This is a genomic window from Streptomyces sp. NPDC048111 (assembly GCF_043202815.1).
GTDB lineage: Bacteria > Actinomycetota > Actinomycetes > Streptomycetales > Streptomycetaceae > Streptomyces.
On sequence record NZ_JBIDBD010000003.1, the window covers coordinates 345,266 to 364,497 of the forward strand.

Consider the following 19,232-nt stretch of genomic DNA (forward strand, 5'->3'; position numbering starts at 1 on the left):
TATACAGCCGATATTCGTGCGGTAACGCCCGGTCATGGAGCCGGTCACGCGACGACGAGCACGCGTAGATCCCCCTCGGGAAACATCGCTGCCGTGCGGCGGCCGGAAACGGCTCACGTCGTACGTCATCGACGAATGCGACCGGGGAGGATCGGCATGGACGGCATACCGCCGGCATCCAGTTTCGGTGAGCTGCTCAGGTTCCAGCGCGAACGGGCGGGCCTGACCCAGCAGTGCCTGGCCGACCACGCGTCGCTCAGCGTGCGGGCCCTGCGCGACATGGAGGCGGGCCGGGTGCAGCGCCCGCGCCAGGAGACCGTGCGCCTGGTGGCGGACGCCCTCGGGCTGCGGGGGCGTACGCGCTCCGTCTTCGAGGACACCGCGCGCCGGCGGGCCCCCGTCGAGGAGACGGTGGCGCCGCCGGCCCCGCGGGGGGCGATCATCGGGCGGGAGCGGGAGGCCGAGTCGCTCACCCAGTCCCTGACCGCGCACGGCGACCGCCTGCTGTCCCTGGTCGGCCTCGGCGGCGTCGGCAAGTCCCGCCTCGCGCTCGACGTGGCCTGGCGCACGCACCAGTCGGCCGGCTGGCCGGTGCGCTGGGTCGACTGCGGTCGGGTGGCACAGCCGCCCCGTCCCGCGCGGCCGGCCGGCACCCGAGGCCCGGACGCCGGGTTCGAGGAGCTCGCCGGCCTGATCGGGGACCGGCCCACGCTCCTGGTCCTGGACGGGGCCGACGAGGCCGTCGGCCCCGCCGTCCTCGACGAACTCTTTGGGCGGTGCCCGGAGTTGAGGGTGCTGATCACCTCGCGGGCGCCGCTGGGCCTGGACGGCGAGCGGGTGGTTCCGCTGCCGCCGCTGGCCGTGCCCGGGCCGGGCACCGATCCCGGCGCCGCCATGGAGAGCGCCGCCGTGCGCCTGCTCCTGGCCCATATGCGGCGGCTGCGTCCCGATCTGGAGCTCGACCCCGCCGACCGGCCGGAGATCGCCGAGCTCTGCCGGTATCTCGACGGGCTGCCGCGCGCGTTGGAGTATGCGGCGGGCTGGACCCTCCTGGAGTCGCCGGCCTCGCTGCTCGCGCGGCTCGCCGCCACCCCCTTCAGCCTGCCCGCACCGCCGGTGACGCTGTGCGAGCGCGGCGATCTGCGCGCCGCCCTGGACGAGGCGCACCGTCTGCTGAGCGAGCGGCAGCGGGAGGTGCTGACGCTGCTCGCCGCGGCCCCGCGCGACTGGTCGGTGGACGAAGCGGCGGCGGTCAGCGGGCGTTCGGCCCCCGAATTCCTGCTGACGGTGCACGAGTTGCTGCTGCGCGGCCTGGTCCGGCTCGTCCCGGCCAGGGACGGCGCCCGCTTCGCCGTGCTGAACCTCTCCCGCGCCCTGTGCCGGGAGCGGGCCGGAGCCCTCGCGCCCGCCCCGGCGGCCGACGGGCCCGCCCCGCGACCGCCGTTCGCAGCAGCCCTGGCTTCCTGACCACCCCCATCTGACGAGGACTCACCGTGACGCTCACTGCCGCCGCACCCGAAGGCCTGGACATCGTCGTGTCGACCATGGCGTCGGACGCGCACACCTGGAACCTGGTGTTCCTCCAGCTGCTCCTGGAAGAGCTCGGCCACCGGGTCACCAACCTGGGAGCCTGTGTCCCCGACGATCTGATCGTCGACCACTGCCGACGTGCGAGACCGGACCTGATCGTGCTCAGCAGCGTGAACGGGCACGGCCGGCTCGACGGGCAGCGGGTGATCGACCGGCTGCGCGCGGTCCCCGAACTCGCCGCCACGCCTACGGTGATCGGCGGCAAGCTCGGCATCAGCGACGAGGCCGACGCGCAGGCGGGCCGGGCGCTGCGGGAGGCCGGCTTCGACGAGGTCTTCACCGGGATGGGCGCGATCGAGCGGTTTAGGGCCTATCTGGCCGAGCGCACCAGCGCGGTGGCGGCATGACGGCGCCCGCCGCGTCGTTCGGCGGCTTCGTGGCGAAGGCGCGGGCCGAAGGCGCCCTGGTCGTCCAGCCGAGGATGGGCATGAGCCGCCCGGACCGGATGCGGGCGGGACTGCACGCCACCCGGCACGCGGCGGCCACCACGGTCGGCACCATCACCGTGGACAGCTACACGAGGACCGGCGAACTCGACGCGGCCCGGCGGGCCGTGGAGTCCGGCACCGCGCTCAACGGCTACCCCCTCGCCACCCACCCGCCCCGCACCACCCGCGCCGTGCTGGACGGGATCCGCGGACCGGACTTCCCGGTCCAGGTCCGCCACGGTTCGGCCCGGCCGGGTCCGGTCTTCGCCGCGCTGCTGTCCGTCGGACTGCACGCGACCGAGGGCGGGCCCGTCTCGTACTGCCTGCCCTACAGCCGCGTCCCGCTGGCCACCGCGGTCGCCGACTGGGAGCGGTGCTGCGCCCTGCTGGGCGGGGCGCGGCGGGACGGCGTGGAGCCGCATCTGGAGACGTTCGGCGGCTGCATGATGGGCCAGCTCTGCCCGCCGTCGCTGCTGGTGGCCCTCAGCGTCCTGGAGGCGCTCTTCTTCCGCCGGCACGGCCTGCGCAGCATCTCGCTCAGTTACGCCCAGCAGACCAACGCCCACCAGGACGAGGAGGCCGTCGGCGCGCTGACCGCGCTCGCGGCCGAACTCCTGCCGGACGTGGAGTGGCATGTGGTGCTGTACGCCTACATGGGCCTGTACCCGCTCTCGCCCGGCGGGGCCCAGCTGCTCCTGGACGAGGCGGCACGGCTCGCGGTGCGCACCGGGGCGGCCCGGCTGGTGGTGAAGACGACGGCCGAGGCCCACCGCATCCCGACCGTCGAGGAGAACGTCAGCGCCCTGGAGACGGCCGCCGCCACCGCCGCCGCGACGCCGCCGCGCACCCGGCCGGCGCCCGACACCGAGATCCACGCGGAGGCGCGCGCGCTGGTCGAGGCCGTCCTCGGTCTCGACCACGACATCGGCCGGGCCCTGGTGATCGCCTTCGCCCGGGGCTATCTCGACGTGCCGTACTGCCTGCACCCCGACAACGCGGGCCGGGCGCGCAGTGTGCTCGCGCCCGACGGACGTCTGGAGTGGGCCGAGACGGGGGCGCTCGCGCTGCCGGGCCGCCCGGTCAGGGGCCGACGGGCGATCCTCGGCTCCGCCGACCTTCTCGGCGCCCTCTCGCACGTCCAGCGCACGTTCGACCAGCGGGCCTTCAGCGCCGTGTGACCCCCTCCCGGCCGGCGCACCCGGCCGGCCGCACCTCATCAGCGAACCCGACGACCGGAGACCGACCATGCCCGAAGACCACCGCTCGCCCCTGCCCGACCCCCGGGCCCACCTCACCTCGCCCGCGACCCGCAGCACCCTGCGGATCCAGACCCAACTGCTGTCCGCCGCACGGGAGTTCCTGACCGACGCCGGGTTCACCGAGCTGCTCCCGCCGGTGATCGGCCCGGTCACCGACCCCGGCTCGCGCGGTGCCAAGCAGGTCGACGTCGACTTCTACGGCCACCGCTACAAGCTGATGACCAGCGCCATCCTGTACAAGCAGGCCTCGCTGCTCGCCTTCGACAAGATCTTCTGCATCGCGCCCAACGTCCGTCTCGAACCGCTGGAGACGACCGACACCCACCGCCACCTCGCCGAGTTCCACCAGCTGGACGTGGAGGTCGCGGGAGCGGGGCGGGAGCAGGTGCTCGACCTCCTGGAGGAACTCCTCGTGCACATGGTGGGCCGCACCACCGCGGCCCTGCCGGACGACTTCGCCCGGCTCGGCCGGGACGTGGACGCGTTCGCCGATCTGCTGCGCGGCGGCTTCGGCCGCACCACGCACACGGAGGCGGTCGCCGCCCTGCGGGCCTCGGGGCACGACCAGAACCCGGACGCCGAGATCGACTGGGCGGGCGAGGCACTGCTGTCGGACAAGGCGAGCCGCCCGTTCTTCGTGACCGACTACCCCAAGGGTTCCCGCGGCTTCTACGACCGCGAGTCGCGCACCGAGCCGGGGGTGCTGCGCAACTTCGACCTGATCGCGCCGGAGGGTTACGGCGAGCTGTGCAGCGGCAGCGAGCGGACCAACGACTACGCCGCCATCGTCACCCGCATCCGCGAGACCGGCGAGAACCCGGACAAGTACCGCTGGTACCTCGACCTGGTGCGCGAGGGCGTGCCCGCGAGCACGGGCTTCGGTGTCGGCGTCGAGCGGCTGACCCGGTACGTCGCGGGCCGCGAGGCGGCCTGGCAGGCCAGTGCCTTCCCCAAGCTTCCCGGGGTGGTCTCCCCGTGACCGCGCAGGTGCAGGCCCCGCCGGCGGTGGCCGCCCCGGGCTTTCCCGAACAGGAGGTGCGCCGCCGGGCCAGGACCGGGGCCGCGGCCGCCTTCCCGCCGGCCGCGTCGTACGGGCGGGTGCTGTTCGGCGCGGTCGCGCAGGCGCCGGGCGACGAACTGGACGCGATGCGCCTGGTGCCGCCGGTCTTCATGGAGGGGCGGCTGGCCAAGCTCATCGAGCTGGGCCGCGAGCCGATGTACGGCGATGTCGACCTCACCACCGGGATCGGCGGTTTCACGGCCCCGCTGCCGGTGTACGTGTCCGCCCTCGGCTCCACCCGAGCCGCGGGCGGCGACCCGGGTCTGGCGCTGAGCCGTCAGGCCGGTGCGCTCGGTCTGCCGATGGTCATCGGCGAGAACGTGGTTCCGGTCGCCGGGTACGGCCGTTCCGGCGAGGACGCCTCGCGCTCCCTGCTCGGACGGCTGCGCGCCTACACCGGCGAACTGCCCGACGGTGTGGGCGGAGTCGCGGTGCAGCAGAGCACCGAGGACGCCGACGCGGAGGTGTGGAACCTCGTCTACAGCGACCCCGCGGCCCGCCCGCTGCTCGACTCGGGACGGCTCGCCTTCGAGCTGAAGACCGGGCAGGGCGCCAAGCCGGGGCTCGGTGGCATGACCGTCCTGGACGCGGCGGACGCCGCACGCCTCGGCGGCGGCTTCGGGCTCGACGGCGGCCTGCTCGGCGAGGGGCACGTCCTGCGCTCCAGCAGCCCCGGCACCTTCACCGCGGAGATCCTGCGCCAGCAGATCCGGCTGATGCGCAACAACTTTCCGCGCGCCCGTGTCTGGGTGAAGCTGCATCCCGGGCGGGACGTGGCCGAGGCGGCCCGGGTCGCCGCGGACGCCGGCGCCGACGCGGTCACCGTGGACGGCGCCGAGGGCGGCACCGGCTGGGCGCCGCTCGCGTTCACTGCGCAGGTCGGCCTGCCGCTCGGCGCCGCGCTGCGCCGGCTCGCGGCCGACCCGCTCCCGAACCTGCTGGTGTCGGGTCGGATGTGGGAGGGCTGCCGGGCCGCCAAGAGCCTCGCGCTCGGCGCCCGCGCGGTGGGCCTCGGACGCGCGGCGCTGCTCGCCGTGGCGGAGGACCCGGACCGGGGGCTGATCCGCTTCACGGAGTGCCTGGCCACCGAACTGCGGCTGCTCGTCAGCGCGTTGGGCAAGTACTCCGCCTCCGCACTCACCCCGGACGACGTCTGGGCACCGGGCGACTGACCGCCTTCGCCCCAGCCCTCGGGCCCGGCTCATCGGCCCGGCTGATCGGCCGGGCGGCCGAGTCGCCGAATCGCCGAGTCGCCGGGAAGCCGGGCGGCCGAGCCGCCGGGCAGCCGGGCAGCCGGGCAGCCGGGCAGCCGGCCGCACACTGCCGCTCTTCTGCCGCTCCTTCTTCCGGCCGAAATGTCGAACTCGCCCTAGTGTCAGTCGTATTGGGGCCATCCTCCTCTCCTTGCCAGTTCCCTGACTCCTTCATCCAGCGGGGTTGAACCATGTCTTCAGACGGAATCACAGACGCCTTCGAGTCGGCGGTGCGCCACCGCCCCTCGAGCCCCGCGGTGCACGGGGCGGGCAGGACCCTCACCTACACCGAACTGGACGCGGCCAGCCGCGAATTGGCGCAGCGCATCGTGCCGGGGCAGGTCGTCGCGGTCTGCTCGGCGCACCACGCCGACTACGTGGTGGCGCTGCTCGCGGTGCTGCGGGCCGGCGGGGTCTACCTCCCGCTGGACGCCCAGGCGCCGGCGGAACGCAACGCGTTCATCACCCGCGACGCCGGGGCGACCGCGTTCCTCACCGACGGCGAACTCGTCGGCGGCGGCGCCGACGACGGCACCACCCCGGGCACCCCGGCGCCCACCGGGGCCGGGGCCGACTCCGGTACCGGGGCCGAGGCCCGCGCCGGCGGCGGCTACATCATCTACACCTCCGGAACCACCGGACTCCCCAAGGGAGTTCACGTCTCGGTGCGCGAGCTGGCCGCTCACATCGAGGCCGCCGTCCTGCGCTTCGGGACGACGGCCGACGACACCGTGCTGCACCTGGCCCGGCCCACCGTGGACGTGGCCATCGAACAGGTGCTCACCGCGCTGACCGCCGGCGCCCGCCTGGTGCTCCCCGACCGGGCGCTGCTCGCCCCGGGCGAGCTGCTCGACCTGCTCGCCGATGAGGGCGTGACGGTCGCGAACCTGTCGGCCGGATATTTCCAGGAGATCGCCGCGGCCGTGCGCTCCGGCGCCCGGGTCCCCCCGGCCCTGCGCCTGATGATCTCGGGCAGCGACCGGCTCTACCCGGAGGCGGTGGCCGCCTGGATCGGGACGACCGGAGTGGCGCTGCTCAACGCCTACGGCCCCACCGAGACGGTGATCACCTCCACCGTCCGCGAACTCACCGCCGACGACACCCTGGTGCCCATCGGCGGCGCCCTCGGCGAGCGCACCCTGTACGTCCTGGACGACCGGCTGCGCCCGGTCGCCCCCGGCACGGCCGGCGAGCTCTACGTCGGCGGACCGCTGCTCGCCTCGGGCTACTGGGGCCGGCCCGCACAGACCGCCGGACGCTTCCTCGCCGACCCGTTCACAGACGCGCCCGGGGCCCGGATGTACCGCACCGGCGACCTGGTGCGGCGCGACGAGCGGGACGGCGCGCTGGTCTTCCTCGGCCGCGCCGACCACCAGCTGAAGGTGCGCGGCTTCCGGGTCGAACCGGGCGAGATCGAGGAGGCCCTGGCCGCCCACCCCGCGGTGTCCGCCTGTGTCGTCACCGCCCCCGCCGGGCGCCTCACCGCCCACCTCACCACGGCCGGCGCGAGCGCTCCCGGGCCCGAGGAGCTGCGCGCCTTCCTCGCCGCGCGGCTGCCCGAGCACATGGTCCCCGCGGCCCTGGTCGTCCTCGACTCCTTCCCGCTGACCGTGAACGGCAAGGTGGACCGGGCGGCGCTGCCGGCGCCCGCCGGGAGCGCGGCGGACGCGGACGAGACGTTCGTGGCCCCGCGCACCGAGGCCGAACGCGTGCTGGCCGCCGTCTGGTGCGAGGTCCTGGGCGCGCCCCGGGTGGGAGCGCACGACAACTTCTTCCGGCTCGGCGGGGATTCGCTGACCGCGGTGCGGATGGTGGGCCGGATCGCCGACGCGTTCGGCCAGGTCTCCCCGTACGCGGTCTTCGACGCGCCCACGCTCGCGGAGTTCGCCGAGGAGGTGGGCGGTGCGCGCGGCGACGGACGCCCGCACCTCGGCCGCTCCGGGCGCACCCGGGCCCCGCTGGCTCCCCTCCAGCGCGGCCTGTGGTTCCTCGACCAGTGGGACCCGGGCTCGGCCACGTACAACGTGCCCTGGGTGTTCCGCTTCGACGGCGCGGTGGACGCCGAACTGCTGCGCACCGCTCTGCACACGGTCGTGGCGCGCCACGAGAGCCTGCGCACGGTCTTCGTCCTCGGCGACGAGGGACCCCGGCAGGAGGTCCGGTCCGGCGTCGACGTGCCGTTCACCGTCACCGACGCCGCGGACGGCGAGCTGGAGGCGCTGATCACCGCGACCGCCCGGCTCCCCCTCGACCTGGAGAACGGCCCGCTGCTGCGCGCCCGGGTGCTGCGCTCCCCGGGCGGGCGCACGACGCTCGTCCTGGTCCTGCACCACATCGTGTGGGACGAGGGCTCGCTGCCCGTCCTGGAGCGCGAACTCAAGGAGGCCTACGAGGCGCTGCGCGCCGGGCGCCCGCACCGGCTGCCCGAGCCGACGACCCAGTACGCGGACTACGCCGCCGGGCAGTACCACCCGGAGGCGACCCGTGCGGTGGACGCCCAACTCGACTACTGGGAGCGCCAGTTGGCGGACGTGCCGCAGAGCGAGGCGCTGCCCACCGACCGTCCGCGCCCCGAGTTCCAGGCGTTCCGCGGCGCGCACCACCGCTTCACCGTGCCGGAGCCGGTGGCCCGGGCCGTGCGCGACCTGGCGCGCGGCGAGGACGCCACCCCGTACATGGTGCTGCTCGCCGCCCTCGCGATGACCCTGCACCGCCGCTCGGGCGAGCCGGACCTGGTGATCGGCTCCCCGGTGAACGTCCGCGGCCGGGCCGAACTGCGGGACCTGATCGGCTACTTCGTGAATCTGCTGCCGCTGCGGCTGCGCGTCGGCCCCGACACCGCCTTCACCGACCTGGTGCGCCAGGCCCGTGACGTGGCCAGGGGCGCCTACCGCCATCAGGAGGCCCCCTTCGACGCGATCGTCGACCGGGCGGTCACCGACCCGCCGCCGGACCGCAACCCGCTGTGCCAGGTGGTCCTGGAGATGCACGGCGCGGACGAGCGCCCGCTGCTCGTGGACGGGGTGCCCGTCACCCGGGAGCTGCACATGCACGGCGTCTCCCGCTTCGACCTGTCCATCTCGGTCGAGGCCCGCGGCACGGGCTACAGCGGACGCTTCGAGTACGACAGCGACCTGTTCGAGCCGGCCACCATCGAGGCGCTCTGCGACGCCTGGCTCGGCACCCTCGCCGCGGCCGTCGCGGCCCCGGCGCACGAGCTGTTCGAGACGGTCGCCGCCCGCACCCCCGATGCCACGGCACTGATCGCCGGGGACGACGCGCTCAGCTACGGCGAGCTGGAGCGCCGCGCCAACCGGCTCGCCCACCACCTGGCCGGGCGGGGCGCGGGCCGCGGCTCGGTCGTGGCGATCCTGGTCGAGCGCGGCTTCGACCTAGTCGTCGCGCTGCTCGCGGCCCTGAAGACCGGCGCCGGCTACACCCTGCTCGACCCCGAGTTCCCGCCGGCCCGGCTCGCCGCGGCGGCCGCCGACAGCGGGGCCCGCCTCCTGGTCACCCACCGGGAGGAGCCGGTGCCCTTCGACTGGCCGGGCGAGCGCGTCGACCTGGACGCCTGCGCCGGCCTGATCGCCGAAGCGCCCGAGCACACCCCGGGCGCTGTGGTCACCGGCGAGGACCTGGCCTGCGTGATGTTCACCTCCGGATCGACGGGCCGCCCCAAGGGCGTTGCCGTCCCGCACCGCGCGCTGACCGCCACCTACCTCGGCCAGGACTACGCGCGCTTCGGACCCGGCGAGGTGTGGCTCCAGTGCTCCCCCGTGTCCTGGGACGCCTTCGCCCTGGAGCTGTACGGGGCGCTGCTGTTCGGCGGCGTCTGCGTGCTCCAGCCGGGCCAGCGGCCGGACCCGGAGGCGGTCGTCGAGCTGACCCGGCGCCACGGGGTCACCCAACTCCAGCTCTCGGCAAGCCTGTTCAACTTCCTCCTGGAGGAGTTCCCGGACGTCTACGCCGGGGTGCACACCGCGTTCACGGCCGGCGAGCGGGCGTCGGTGACCCATGTCGCCAAGGCGCTCGGCCTGTTCCCCCGGCTGCGCGTCGCCAACGGCTACGGCCCGGTCGAGAGCCTCGGCCTGACCACCTGTCACACGGTGCGGCCCGAGGACGTGGCCGCCGCCTCCATCCCGATCGGCCGCCCGCTCGCCGGCAAGGGCATCCTGGTCCTCGACGCGGCGCTGCGTCCGGTGGCACCGGGGGCGACCGGCGAGCTGTACGCCACCGGCGCCGGCCTCGCCCTCGGGTACTGGGGCCGGCCGGGCCTCACCGCGACCCGCTTCGTCGCCGACCCGTACGGCCACGGCCGGCGCCTCTACCGCACCGGCGACCTCGGGCACCGCGGCGAGGACGGCCTCCTGGAGATCACCGGCCGGGCCGACGACCAGATCAAGATCCGGGGCTTCCGGGTCGAGCCCGGCGAGATCGAGGACCTGCTCACCCGGCGCCCCGACGTCCGCGAGGCGGCCGTCACCGTCCACCACGACGCCACGGGCACCAGCCGTCTCGCCGCCTACATCACCACCAGCGGCGCGGCCACCGACACCGAGGCCGTCCTCGGCTGTCTGGCCGAGCAGCTGCCCGCCCACATGGTCCCCTCGACCCTCGACGTCCTGGACGCCCTGCCGCTCAACAGCAACGGCAAGGTCGACCGGCGGGCGCTGCCCGCCCCCGCCCGGACGGCGGCCCCGGCCCCGGCGCCCTCCGGCACACCGGAAACCGGCCGTACGGGCGCCGTGGAGCGGCTCGTCATCGCGGCGATCAGCGAGGTCGTCGGGGTGGAGGCGGTGGACCGCCACGACAACTTCTTCCGGATCGGCGGCAACTCCCTCTCCGCGGTGCGCGTCGCGATGCGCCTCACCCGGGAGACCGGCACCCGGGTGCCGCCCCAGCTGGTGTTCCGGGCCAAGACGCCGAGCGCCATCGCCGAACAGCTCCTGCAGCGCTGACCGCCCCGTCCCAGAAAGGCATGACACAGATGAGTTCAGCCACCGACACGGCCGCGACCCGATCGGCCCCGGTCTCGGGGCTCCAGCGCGGCCTGTGGTTCCTCGACCAGTGGAACCCTGAGAGCGCGACCTACAACATCCCCTGGATCTTCACCTTCAGCGGCGCCATGGACCCGGGCTTCCTCGAACACGCCCTCAACACGGTCGTCGCCCGCCACGAGGCGCTGCGCACCACCTTCGCGCTGCGCCCCGAGGGCCCCTGCCAGCTGGTCCACGAGGGCCTGCACATCCCGCTGGCCGTGACCGACCTGCGGGGGCTCGCCGAGGCCGAACAGCGGCGGCGGGCCGAGGAGCTGACCGCGGCCGAGGCCGCCGCCCCCTTCGACCTCGCCACCGGGCCGCTGCTGCGCGCCTCGCTGCTGCGCCGGGGCGAGGGCGACGTACTGGTCCTGGTCGTGCACCACATCGTCTGGGACGGCTGGTCGGCCGGCGTCTTCGAGGCGGAGTTCGCCGAGGTCTACACCGCGCTGACCGAACAACGCCCGCCGCGCCTGGCGGAGTTGAGCACGCAGTACGCCGACTACGCGGCCGAGGAGGCCGCCGGTTCCTTCGAGGAGCACCTCGCGTACTGGAAGGACCGGCTGGCCGGCGCCCCCGGGCTGCTCGAACTGCCCACCGACCGGCCGCGCCCCGACACCCCGACCCCGCACGGCCGCACCACCGGTTTCGCCCTGCCGGCGGGCACCGCGGCCCGGGTGCGGGCGCTCGCCGAGGCGGAGGGGGTCACGCCCTTCATGGTGCAGCTGGCCGCGTTCGCCGCGCTCCTCAACCAGTACACCGGCGCCGAGGACATGGTCGTCGGCACGCCCGTGACCACGCGCAACCGGCCCGAACTCGAAGACCTGGTCGGCTACTTCGTCAACCTGCTGCCGCTGCGGATCGCGCTGCGCCCGGACATGACCTTCGGCGAGCTGCTGCACCACGTCGAGGACGTTGCGTTCGACGCGTACGGCTATCTCGACGCACCCTTCGACACCATCGTCGACCACCTGGGCCTCGACCGCTCCGTCCAGCACGCGCCCCTCGTGCAGGTGGTGTTCGGCTCGCACACCGAGGACCGCGCACCGCTGCGGTTCGGCCCGGCGACCGCGGAGCGGCGCACGCAGTCCAACGGCACCACCAAGTTCGATCTCACCTGGTCGCTGTACGACGACGGCGAGCTGCGCGGCGAGGCGGAGTTCCGCTCGGACCTGTTCGACGCGGAGACGGTGCGCCGGATGGCCGACGACTGGCGGGCCCTGCTGGCGGGCGCGCTGGACGCGCCCGGGCGGACCGTGCGGGAGCTGACGTGTGCGCGCGAGACGCCCGCCGCCCCGGTGCGCATCCCCGAAGGACGCACCCTGCACCGGCTGTTCGAGGACGCCGTCGACGCCCACCCCGACTCCCCCGCCCTCACCTGCGGCGCCACCTCGCTGACCTATCGCGAGCTCGACGAGCGGGCGAACAAGCTGGCCCACGCCCTCATCGCACGCGGTGTACGCCCCGGCGACCGGGTGGGCCTGCTGCTCGACCGCACCGAGGCCATCCCGCTCTCGGTGCTCGCGGTCCTCAAGACGGGCGCGGCCTACGTCCCGGTGGACCTCACCGCGCCCGCCGACCGCGCGGCGACGGTCTTCGGCGACACCCGGGTCGCCGTCGTGATCAGCGACCGGCCCGACCGGGTGCCGGCGGGCCCCTGGCACCTGCTCGAACCGGCCGCCGTGGCACCGCTGCTGGCCGTTCTGCCGGCCACCCGCCCGGTTGTCACGGTGCGGCCCGGCGACACGGCGTACATCATCTTCACCTCGGGGTCCACCGGCCGCCCCAAGGGCGTGGCCGTCGCCCACGAGCACGTCAGCCGGCTGATGGCGGCCGGCGCCGAGCACTTCGACTTCACCCCGGCCCAGGGCCAGGAGGTCTGGACGCTCTTCCACAGCTACGCCTTCGACTGGACGGTCTGGGAGCTGTGGGGCGCGCTGCACCACGGCGGCCGGCTGGTCGTCGTCCCGTACGTCACCAGTCGTTCGCCGGAGGAGTTCGTGGACCTCCTCGCCGAGGAGGGCGTCTCTTTCCTCTGTCTGACCCCGTCCGCGCTGCGCCAGCTCGAACTCGCCCTGCGCACCCGGCCCCGCGAGCTGCCGGCGCTGCGGCAGATCATGCTCGGCGGCGAGGCCCTCGACCCGGCCGTGGTGGACCGCTGGTACGCCCTGAGCCCGCGGCCCCCGGCCCGCCTGTGCAACCTGTACGGGATCACCGAGACCACCGTCCACGTCACCACCCACGACATCGAGGGGGCCGAGGGCTTCGAGCGCAGCCTGATCGGCACCCCGATGCCGCACCTGAGCGCGGTCGTCCTGGACGACTGGCTGCGGCCGTGCCCGGTGGGAGTGCCCGGCGAGCTGTACATCGGCGGCGGCAGTCTCGCCCACGGCTACTGGGCGCGCCCCGGGCTCACCGCCACCCGCTTCGTCGCCGACCCGTACGCGGCGAGCCCGGGCGCCCGGCTCTACCGCACCGGCGACGTGGCCAAGCGGCTGCCGGGCGGCGGTCTGGAGTACGTCGGACGGGCCGACTTCCAGGTCAAGCTGCGCGGCTTCCGGATCGAACTCGGCGAGATCGAGAACGCGTTGACGGCGCATCCGGACGTGGAGGCCGCCGTGGTGACCGTCCACGACCAGCGCCTCGCGGCCTATGTCACCGGGCGGGAGCCGTCCGGGATGCGGGAGTTCCTCGGCCGCTCACTCCCCGAGTACATGATTCCGGCGAGCGTCACCCTGCTCGACACGCTGCCGCTGACCGTCAACGGCAAGGTCGACCGCACGGCGCTGCCCGCCCCCGGCCCGCACACCGCCGCCCGCACCGGCGCCGGGCATGCGGCGCCCCGCACCCCGGTGGAGCGGATCTTCGCCGAGGTGTGGTCGGGGGTGCTCGGGATCACCGGCATCGGGGTGGAGGACGACTTCTTCCACCTGGGCGGCGACTCGATCCGGGCCGTGCAGCTGGCCGGCCGGCTGCACGAGAGCGGCTGGGCGGTGACCCTGCGGGACATCTTCAACGCCCCGACCATCGCCGCCCTCGCACCGCTGGCCCGGCCCGTGACCCAGGACGCCGCCGCGGCCGAGCCGTTCGCGCTGGTGGACGCGGAGACCCGGGCGGAGCTGCCGGTCACGGTGGTGGACGCCTACCCGATGGTCTCCATGCAGCTCGGCATGGTCTTCCACATGGAGATCGCCGGCGGGACCGACAGCTACCACAACGTCAACAGCTACGAGATTTCCGGGCCGCTGGACGAGGACGCCTTCCGCCGGTCCGTGGTCGAGGCGATGGGGCGCCATCCGGTCCTGCGCACCGGGCTCGACCTCTCCGGCTACCGCGAGCCGCTCCAGCTCGTCCACGGTGAACTGCCGCCCCCGGTGGTCTTCGAGGACCTGCGCGGCCTGTCCGAGCAGGAGCGGCAGGCGCGGATCCTGGCGGTCTTCGAGCAGAACCGCTCGGCGCCCTTCGACCTGATGGCGCCGCCCCTGTTCCGGATCACCGTGCAGCGGCTCGGCGACGCCTCCTTCCAGCTCACGATCTGCGAGCACCACGCGATCCTCGACGGCTGGAGCTTCACCTCGCTGATGACCGAACTCCTGGAACGCCACAGCGAGTTGGCGAGGGACCCGGAAGCGGCTCCGGCCGCGCCGCCCGGTTCGACGTTCCGCGACTTCGTGACCGTCGAGCAGGAAGCGGCGGCGGACCCCGACTCGCTGGCGTACTGGCGGGCCAAGCTCGACGGCGTCAGCGCGGAGCTGTGGGAGGGCGCGGGCGCCACCCATGAACTGGCGCGCACCGTCGAGCGGGTGCTGCCCGAGGCCCCCGGACAGCTGCGCAGGGTGGCCGACGCCACCGCGGTGCCGGTCAAGTCGGTGGCGCTCGCCGCCCATCTGCGGGCCCTGCAGTCGATCACCGGCCACCGCCGTGTCACCACCGGACTCGCGATGAACGGCCGCCTCGAACGGCAGGGCGGCACCGAGGTGTACGGGCTCTTCCTCAACACCGTGCCGCTGGTGGCCGAGCCCCGCGAGGACGATCCGCTGGCCCTGGTGCGCGCGGTGCACCGCGAGGAGCTGGAGATGATGCCGCACCGCCGGGTGCCGGTCGCGCGCCTGGCCCGGCTGATGCAACGCCCGCGCCTGGACAGCCAGTTCGGGTTCCTGCGCTTCCACGCCCTCGGGCAGCTCAGCGACGCGCGGATCGTGGACGGACGGATCGGCTGCGAGCCGACCATGCGGCACGAGCCCAACAGCTTCGCCTTCGGCGCCTCACTCATCCAGGACCCGGTCTCCGACCGTGTGCTGCTGGCCGTGGACCACCAGCGGTCCGTGGTGCCGGACGACATCGCCGAGTCCTTCATGGACGCCTACGCGGCGGCCCTCGCCGAACTGGACGCCGCCGTATGACGCACCCCGACCACCCCCGCACCGACGGCCTTGGCCCCGACCTGCGCCCCTCTCTGCCCCTGCCCCTTTCTCCGGAAGGAACACCCCGCATGACCTCCACCGCTCCCGCCCCCGCCGCCCACGTCGACCCGCTGGCCGGCTTCCTGTCCGCCGCCGAGGCGGCCCCGGACCGGATCGCCGTCCGCGGCACCGACCGCACGCTGACCTTCGCCGCCCTGGCCCGGCGCACCGAGGCCCTGGCCGGCGCGCTGCGTGCCCACGGCGTCGGCCGCGGTGACCGGGTCGGCGTCCACCTGCCCCGCACGAGCGACCTCCTGGTCGCGCTGCTCGCCGTGTGGCGCACCGGCGCCGCCTACGTCCCGCTCGATCCGGCCTACCCCGCCGAGCGGCTCGCCTTCATGGCCGAGGACGCGGGCATCGCCCTGCTCCTGACGTCGGGCCGGGACGCGGTGCCGCCGCTGCCCGCCCATGTCCCCTCCCTCACGCCGGACGCGACCGGACCCGCCGCCCCCGACGCCCAGGTCACCGCCGCCGATGCGGCGTACGTCATCTACACCTCCGGCTCGACCGGCACCCCCAAGGGGGTCGAGGCGACCCGCGGCGGCGTGGCTTCCCTGCTGGCCGGGCTCACCGGGCTCGGGATGTACCGGGCCGAGCCCGCCGTGGTGGGCTGGAGCGCCAGCGTCTCCTTCGACGCCTCGGTCCAGCAGTGGGCCCGGGTGTGCCGCGGTGACGGCGTGGTGGTGATCGACGAGGCGACCCGGACCGACCCGGCGCGCCTGGTCGCGCTGCTCGACGAGCACGGTGTCACCGACCTCGACCTGACCCCCTCGCACTGGGAGCTGCTGCGCGAGGTGTTCGGCGACCGCCGGGTGCGCCTGTTCATGGGCGGCGAACCGGTGCCGGCCCGGGTCTGGGACGAGATCGGCGCGCGCGGCGTCGACGCCCTCAACCTGTACGGGCCCACCGAGTGCACGGTCGACTCCACCGCCACCCCCGTCGCCGGCTCGACCCCGCACCTGGGGGCGCCGCTGCCGGGCGTGGGCGTGCACCTCCTGGACGAGGGGCTGCGTCCGGTCGCCGCCGGTGTCACGGGCGAGCTGTACGTGGAGGGACCGGGCCTCGCCCACGGCTACGTACGCCGCCCGGGGCTGACCGCCGAACGCTTCGTCGCCTCCCCCTTCACACCCGGCGCCCGCCTGTACCGCACCGGCGACCTCGCCCAGTACGGCACGGACGGCACCCTGCGGTTCGGCGGCCGGGCCGACCGGCAGCTCAAGCTGCGCGGCTTCCGCGTCGAGCCGGGCGAGATCGAGGCGGCCCTCACCACGCACCCGGGGATCGCCACCGCGGCCGTCGCGGTCCGGCACACCGAGCACGGCGACCAGCAGCTGGCCGGCTACGTCACCACGACCGGCGCCGGCGCCCCGGACGGTGCGGCCGTACTCGCCCACGCCCGCACCGTGCTGCCCGCCCACATGGTCCCGGCGGTCGTGCACGTCCTGGACTCCCTGCCGCTGACCCCCAACGGCAAGGTGGACCACGAGGCCCTGGCGGCCCTGCGGCCGGCGGCGACGGAGGCGGGTTCGGCTGCGGTTTCGGCGGAGACGGGTTCGGCGGAGCCCGGTCTTGCCGAGCAGGTCGCCGAGGTGTGGCGCACCGTGCTCGACCGCGACGACATCCGGCCCGAGGACGACTTCCTGTCGCTCGGCGGCCACTCGCTCGCCGCGCTGCGCGTCACCCACGTACTGCGCCGCCGCCTCGGCATCGAGCTCCAGTTGCGCCACCTGCTCGACGCCCGCGACCTCGCCGAGTTCACGGAGACGGTCCGCCGGGCGACGCGCGCGGACGCGCCCCGCCGCCCCGCGCTCGTCGGCAGCGGGGCAGGCGCCCGGTGAACGGCCCGCGCCCCCGCGTCGAGGGCGACTGGCTCTTCGTGCCGGCCCCGCAGGAATACCGCCCCTACCGGCTGTTCTGCTTCCCCCACGCCGGCGGCGACGCCACCGCCTTCACCCGGCTCGGCCACGCGCTGGCTCCGGCCGCCGAGGTGTGGGCGCTGCGGATGCCCGCGCGCGGCGGGCGGGGACGGCACCCGATGCCGGCCACCTTCGACCAGCTGGTCCGCAGCGTCGTCGAGGCCCTCGGACCGCACCTGCACGGCCGGTTCGGGTTCTACGGCCAGAGCTTCGGCTCCCTGCTGGCCTACGAGGTGGCCCGGGCCCTGCCCGCGGGCCACCGCCCGGACGCGGTGATCGCCGCCTCGGCCTCCCCGCCGCACGAGTGGGGCGGCACGACGGCGCCCCGGCGCGACGCCGAGGACCTGCTGCGGCTCGCCGGGATGGGCGAACTCATCGCATCAGCGCCGGAGTTGAGGGAGATGGCACTGCACGCCATCCGCGCCGACCTCGGCGTGCTCGGCACCTACCGGCACCGTGGCGCCCCGCTTCTGCGCGGCGACCTGTACGCGCTCGCCGGCGACGCCGACCCGATGCTCGACGCCGGCGCCCTCGCGGGCTGGTCGCGGCACACCACCGGGGACTTCGGCCTCACGGTGGTGCGCGGCGGCCATCTGCTCGCGACCGTCGAGGAGCCCGGCCCCGTCGACGTCCTGACCTCAGTCATCGGACGGGAGCGGGCCCGGCCCGGCACGGCGGACCAGTGGCTGCCGCCCCGGCCGGTCCGGCCCCGCCGAACTTCCCCTCAGCTGCCTGAATTCCTGCCGGGCGGCGGCAGTTCACGCCGATAGCTTGAACGAGCCCGCACGGCACGCCCCCTCAGGAGCGAACGCCGCGAACCCCGCGGCCACCCGCGGCCCACGCCGCCCACCCACACCGCCCTCACCCCACCGCGCACCGCGCACCCACTCATGGAGGAACCACCCATGTCGAACCCCTTCGAGGACGAGAACGGCACCTACCGGGTCCTGGTCAACGAGGAGAACCAGCACTCGCTGTGGCCGAGCTGGATCGGCGTACCGGCCGGCTGGACGGTCGTCTTCGGCGAGGACACCCGCCAGGCCTGCCTGACCTACATCGAGGAGAACTGGACCGACATCCGCCCCGCGAGCCTCGTCGCCGCACTGGCCGGCTGACGCACGGACCCGACGGAGACCGACGTGACGCAGACCGACGTGACCCAGACCCCCGTGGCTCAGAACCACGTGACACACACCGACACGACACAGGCACCGCACTGGGAGATCGCGGAGGGCCGCCCGGCCCTCACCCGGATCGACGGCATCGACACGATGGCCGCGGCCACCGACTGGCTGCGCGCCCACCTCCGCCAGCTCCGGTCGGCGCTCGCCGAGCACGGCGCGCTGTTCCTGCGCGGCCTGCCGGTGGCCACCAGCGAGGACGTCGCCCTGGTCCGCGACGTCCTGCTCCCCACCCCCACCCCGTACCGCGAAAAGGCCACCCCGCGCAGCGACTTCGGCAACGGCGTGGCCTCCTCGACGGACCTTCCGGCGCACCAGTCGATCCGGATGCACAACGAGAACAGCTACACCCTCACCTTCCCCGGAAGGCTCCTGTTCGCCTGCCTCACCGCACCCGCCGAGGGCGGCGCCACGCCCGTCGCGGACTGCCGCAAGGTGCTGGCCCAGCTGCCGGCCGACCTCGTCGAGCGGGTCCGGGCCACCGGGTGGACGCTGACCCGCAACTACTCCGAGTACGTCTCCCTCGACTGGCGCACGGCGTTCGCCACCGAGGACCCCGAGGCGGTCGCGGCGTACTGCGCGCAGAACCACATCGCCGTCGAGTGGCAGGAGGACGGCCGGCTGCGCACCCGCCAGCTGCGTCCCGGCATCGTCGTGCACCCGGAGACCGGCGAGGAGAGCTGGTTCAACCATCTCGCCTTCTGGAACGAGTGGTCGCTCGACCCCGTCATCCGCGAGGCCCTCACCGACGAGTTCGGTTCGGACGGCCTGCCGTTCAACACCGGCGTCGGCGACGGGATCCCGCTCACCGAGGACGACGTGGCGAGCATCCACCGGGCCTACGAGGCGGCGACCGTGCGGGAGCCGTGGCAGCGGGGGGACCTGCTGCTCGTGGACAACATCTCCACCTCGCACGGGCGGGACCCCTTCTCGGGCGACCGCAAGATCGCCGTGGCGATGGGCGAGCCCGTTGACCTCCTCGACTGCCGGCCCGGCGTGCTGCCGGCCGCCGCCCCCTCCGTGTGACCCCTCCCCGCACAGTGACG

General features: G+C 74.5%; 11 protein-coding genes. All 11 read left to right on the forward strand.

Annotated elements, in window-relative coordinates:
- The first annotated feature begins 156 nt into the window (after nucleotides 1–156).
- Entirely contained in the window at nucleotides 157–1,467 is a 1,311-nt protein-coding gene (locus tag ACGF3I_RS09405) for an ATP-binding protein (protein WP_393130028.1), read from the forward strand.
- Nucleotides 1,468–1,493: 26 nt separating this feature from the next.
- Nucleotides 1,494–1,937 (forward strand): cobalamin B12-binding domain-containing protein, encoded by a 444-nt coding sequence (locus ACGF3I_RS09410; protein WP_393130029.1) that lies wholly within the window; start codon nucleotides 1,494–1,496, stop codon nucleotides 1,935–1,937.
- A complete protein-coding gene (locus ACGF3I_RS09415; RefSeq protein WP_393130030.1) occupies nucleotides 1,934–3,196 on the forward strand; it encodes a methylaspartate mutase in 1,263 nt (420 codons plus the stop codon). Before ACGF3I_RS09410 ends, ACGF3I_RS09415 begins: the two co-directional genes overlap by 4 nt.
- 67 nt (nucleotides 3,197–3,263) lie before the next feature.
- Nucleotides 3,264–4,256 (forward strand): asparagine synthetase A, encoded by a 993-nt coding sequence (locus ACGF3I_RS09420; RefSeq protein WP_393130031.1) that lies wholly within the window; start codon nucleotides 3,264–3,266, stop codon nucleotides 4,254–4,256.
- The gene (locus tag ACGF3I_RS09425; RefSeq protein ID WP_393130032.1) at nucleotides 4,253–5,509 is read left to right on the forward strand and encodes a glutamate synthase-related protein; all 1,257 of its coding nucleotides are present in this window, start codon (nucleotides 4,253–4,255) and stop codon (nucleotides 5,507–5,509) included. The genes ACGF3I_RS09420 and ACGF3I_RS09425 overlap by 4 nt, the downstream gene beginning before the upstream one ends.
- Nucleotides 5,510–5,781: 272 nt before the next feature.
- Nucleotides 5,782–10,548 (forward strand): amino acid adenylation domain-containing protein, encoded by a 4,767-nt coding sequence (locus ACGF3I_RS09430; protein WP_393130033.1) that lies wholly within the window; start codon nucleotides 5,782–5,784, stop codon nucleotides 10,546–10,548.
- A gap of 29 nt (nucleotides 10,549–10,577) precedes the next feature.
- Complete coding sequence (locus tag ACGF3I_RS09435) at nucleotides 10,578–15,029, forward strand: amino acid adenylation domain-containing protein (RefSeq protein WP_393130034.1); 4,452 nt, start codon at nucleotides 10,578–10,580, stop codon at nucleotides 15,027–15,029.
- A gap of 89 nt (nucleotides 15,030–15,118) precedes the next feature.
- Complete coding sequence (locus ACGF3I_RS09440) at nucleotides 15,119–16,927, forward strand: non-ribosomal peptide synthetase (protein ID WP_393130035.1); 1,809 nt, start codon at nucleotides 15,119–15,121, stop codon at nucleotides 16,925–16,927.
- Nucleotides 16,924–17,775 carry a thioesterase II family protein gene (locus ACGF3I_RS09445; RefSeq protein ID WP_393130036.1) on the forward strand — a complete coding sequence of 284 codons (852 nt, stop codon included), beginning with the start codon at nucleotides 16,924–16,926 and terminating at the stop codon, nucleotides 17,773–17,775. The genes ACGF3I_RS09440 and ACGF3I_RS09445 overlap by 4 nt, the downstream gene beginning before the upstream one ends.
- A 135-nt stretch (nucleotides 17,776–17,910) precedes the next feature.
- Complete coding sequence (locus tag ACGF3I_RS09450) at nucleotides 17,911–18,120, forward strand: MbtH family protein (protein ID WP_393130037.1); 210 nt, start codon at nucleotides 17,911–17,913, stop codon at nucleotides 18,118–18,120.
- A 69-nt stretch (nucleotides 18,121–18,189) separates the two neighbouring features.
- Nucleotides 18,190–19,212 carry a TauD/TfdA family dioxygenase gene (locus ACGF3I_RS09455; protein ID WP_393130211.1) on the forward strand — a complete coding sequence of 341 codons (1,023 nt, stop codon included), beginning with the start codon at nucleotides 18,190–18,192 and terminating at the stop codon, nucleotides 19,210–19,212.
- Nucleotides 19,213–19,232 lie beyond the last annotated feature (20 nt).

What these genes read in the sequence shown, in the direction of transcription:
- ACGF3I_RS09415 (WP_393130030.1), top strand. Translation starts at nt 1,934, where the DNA reads ATGACGGCGCCCGCCGCGTCGTTCGGCGGCTTCGTGGCGAAGGCGCGG.
- ACGF3I_RS09405 (WP_393130028.1), top strand. Translation starts at nt 157, where the DNA reads ATGGACGGCATACCGCCGGCATCCAGTTTCGGTGAGCTGCTCAGGTTC.
- ACGF3I_RS09430 (WP_393130033.1), top strand. Translation starts at nt 5,782, where the DNA reads ATGTCTTCAGACGGAATCACAGACGCCTTCGAGTCGGCGGTGCGCCAC.
- ACGF3I_RS09435 (WP_393130034.1), top strand. Translation starts at nt 10,578, where the DNA reads ATGAGTTCAGCCACCGACACGGCCGCGACCCGATCGGCCCCGGTCTCG.
- ACGF3I_RS09450 (WP_393130037.1), top strand. Translation starts at nt 17,911, where the DNA reads ATGTCGAACCCCTTCGAGGACGAGAACGGCACCTACCGGGTCCTGGTC.
- ACGF3I_RS09420 (WP_393130031.1), top strand. Translation starts at nt 3,264, where the DNA reads ATGCCCGAAGACCACCGCTCGCCCCTGCCCGACCCCCGGGCCCACCTC.
- ACGF3I_RS09440 (WP_393130035.1), top strand. Translation starts at nt 15,119, where the DNA reads ATGACCTCCACCGCTCCCGCCCCCGCCGCCCACGTCGACCCGCTGGCC.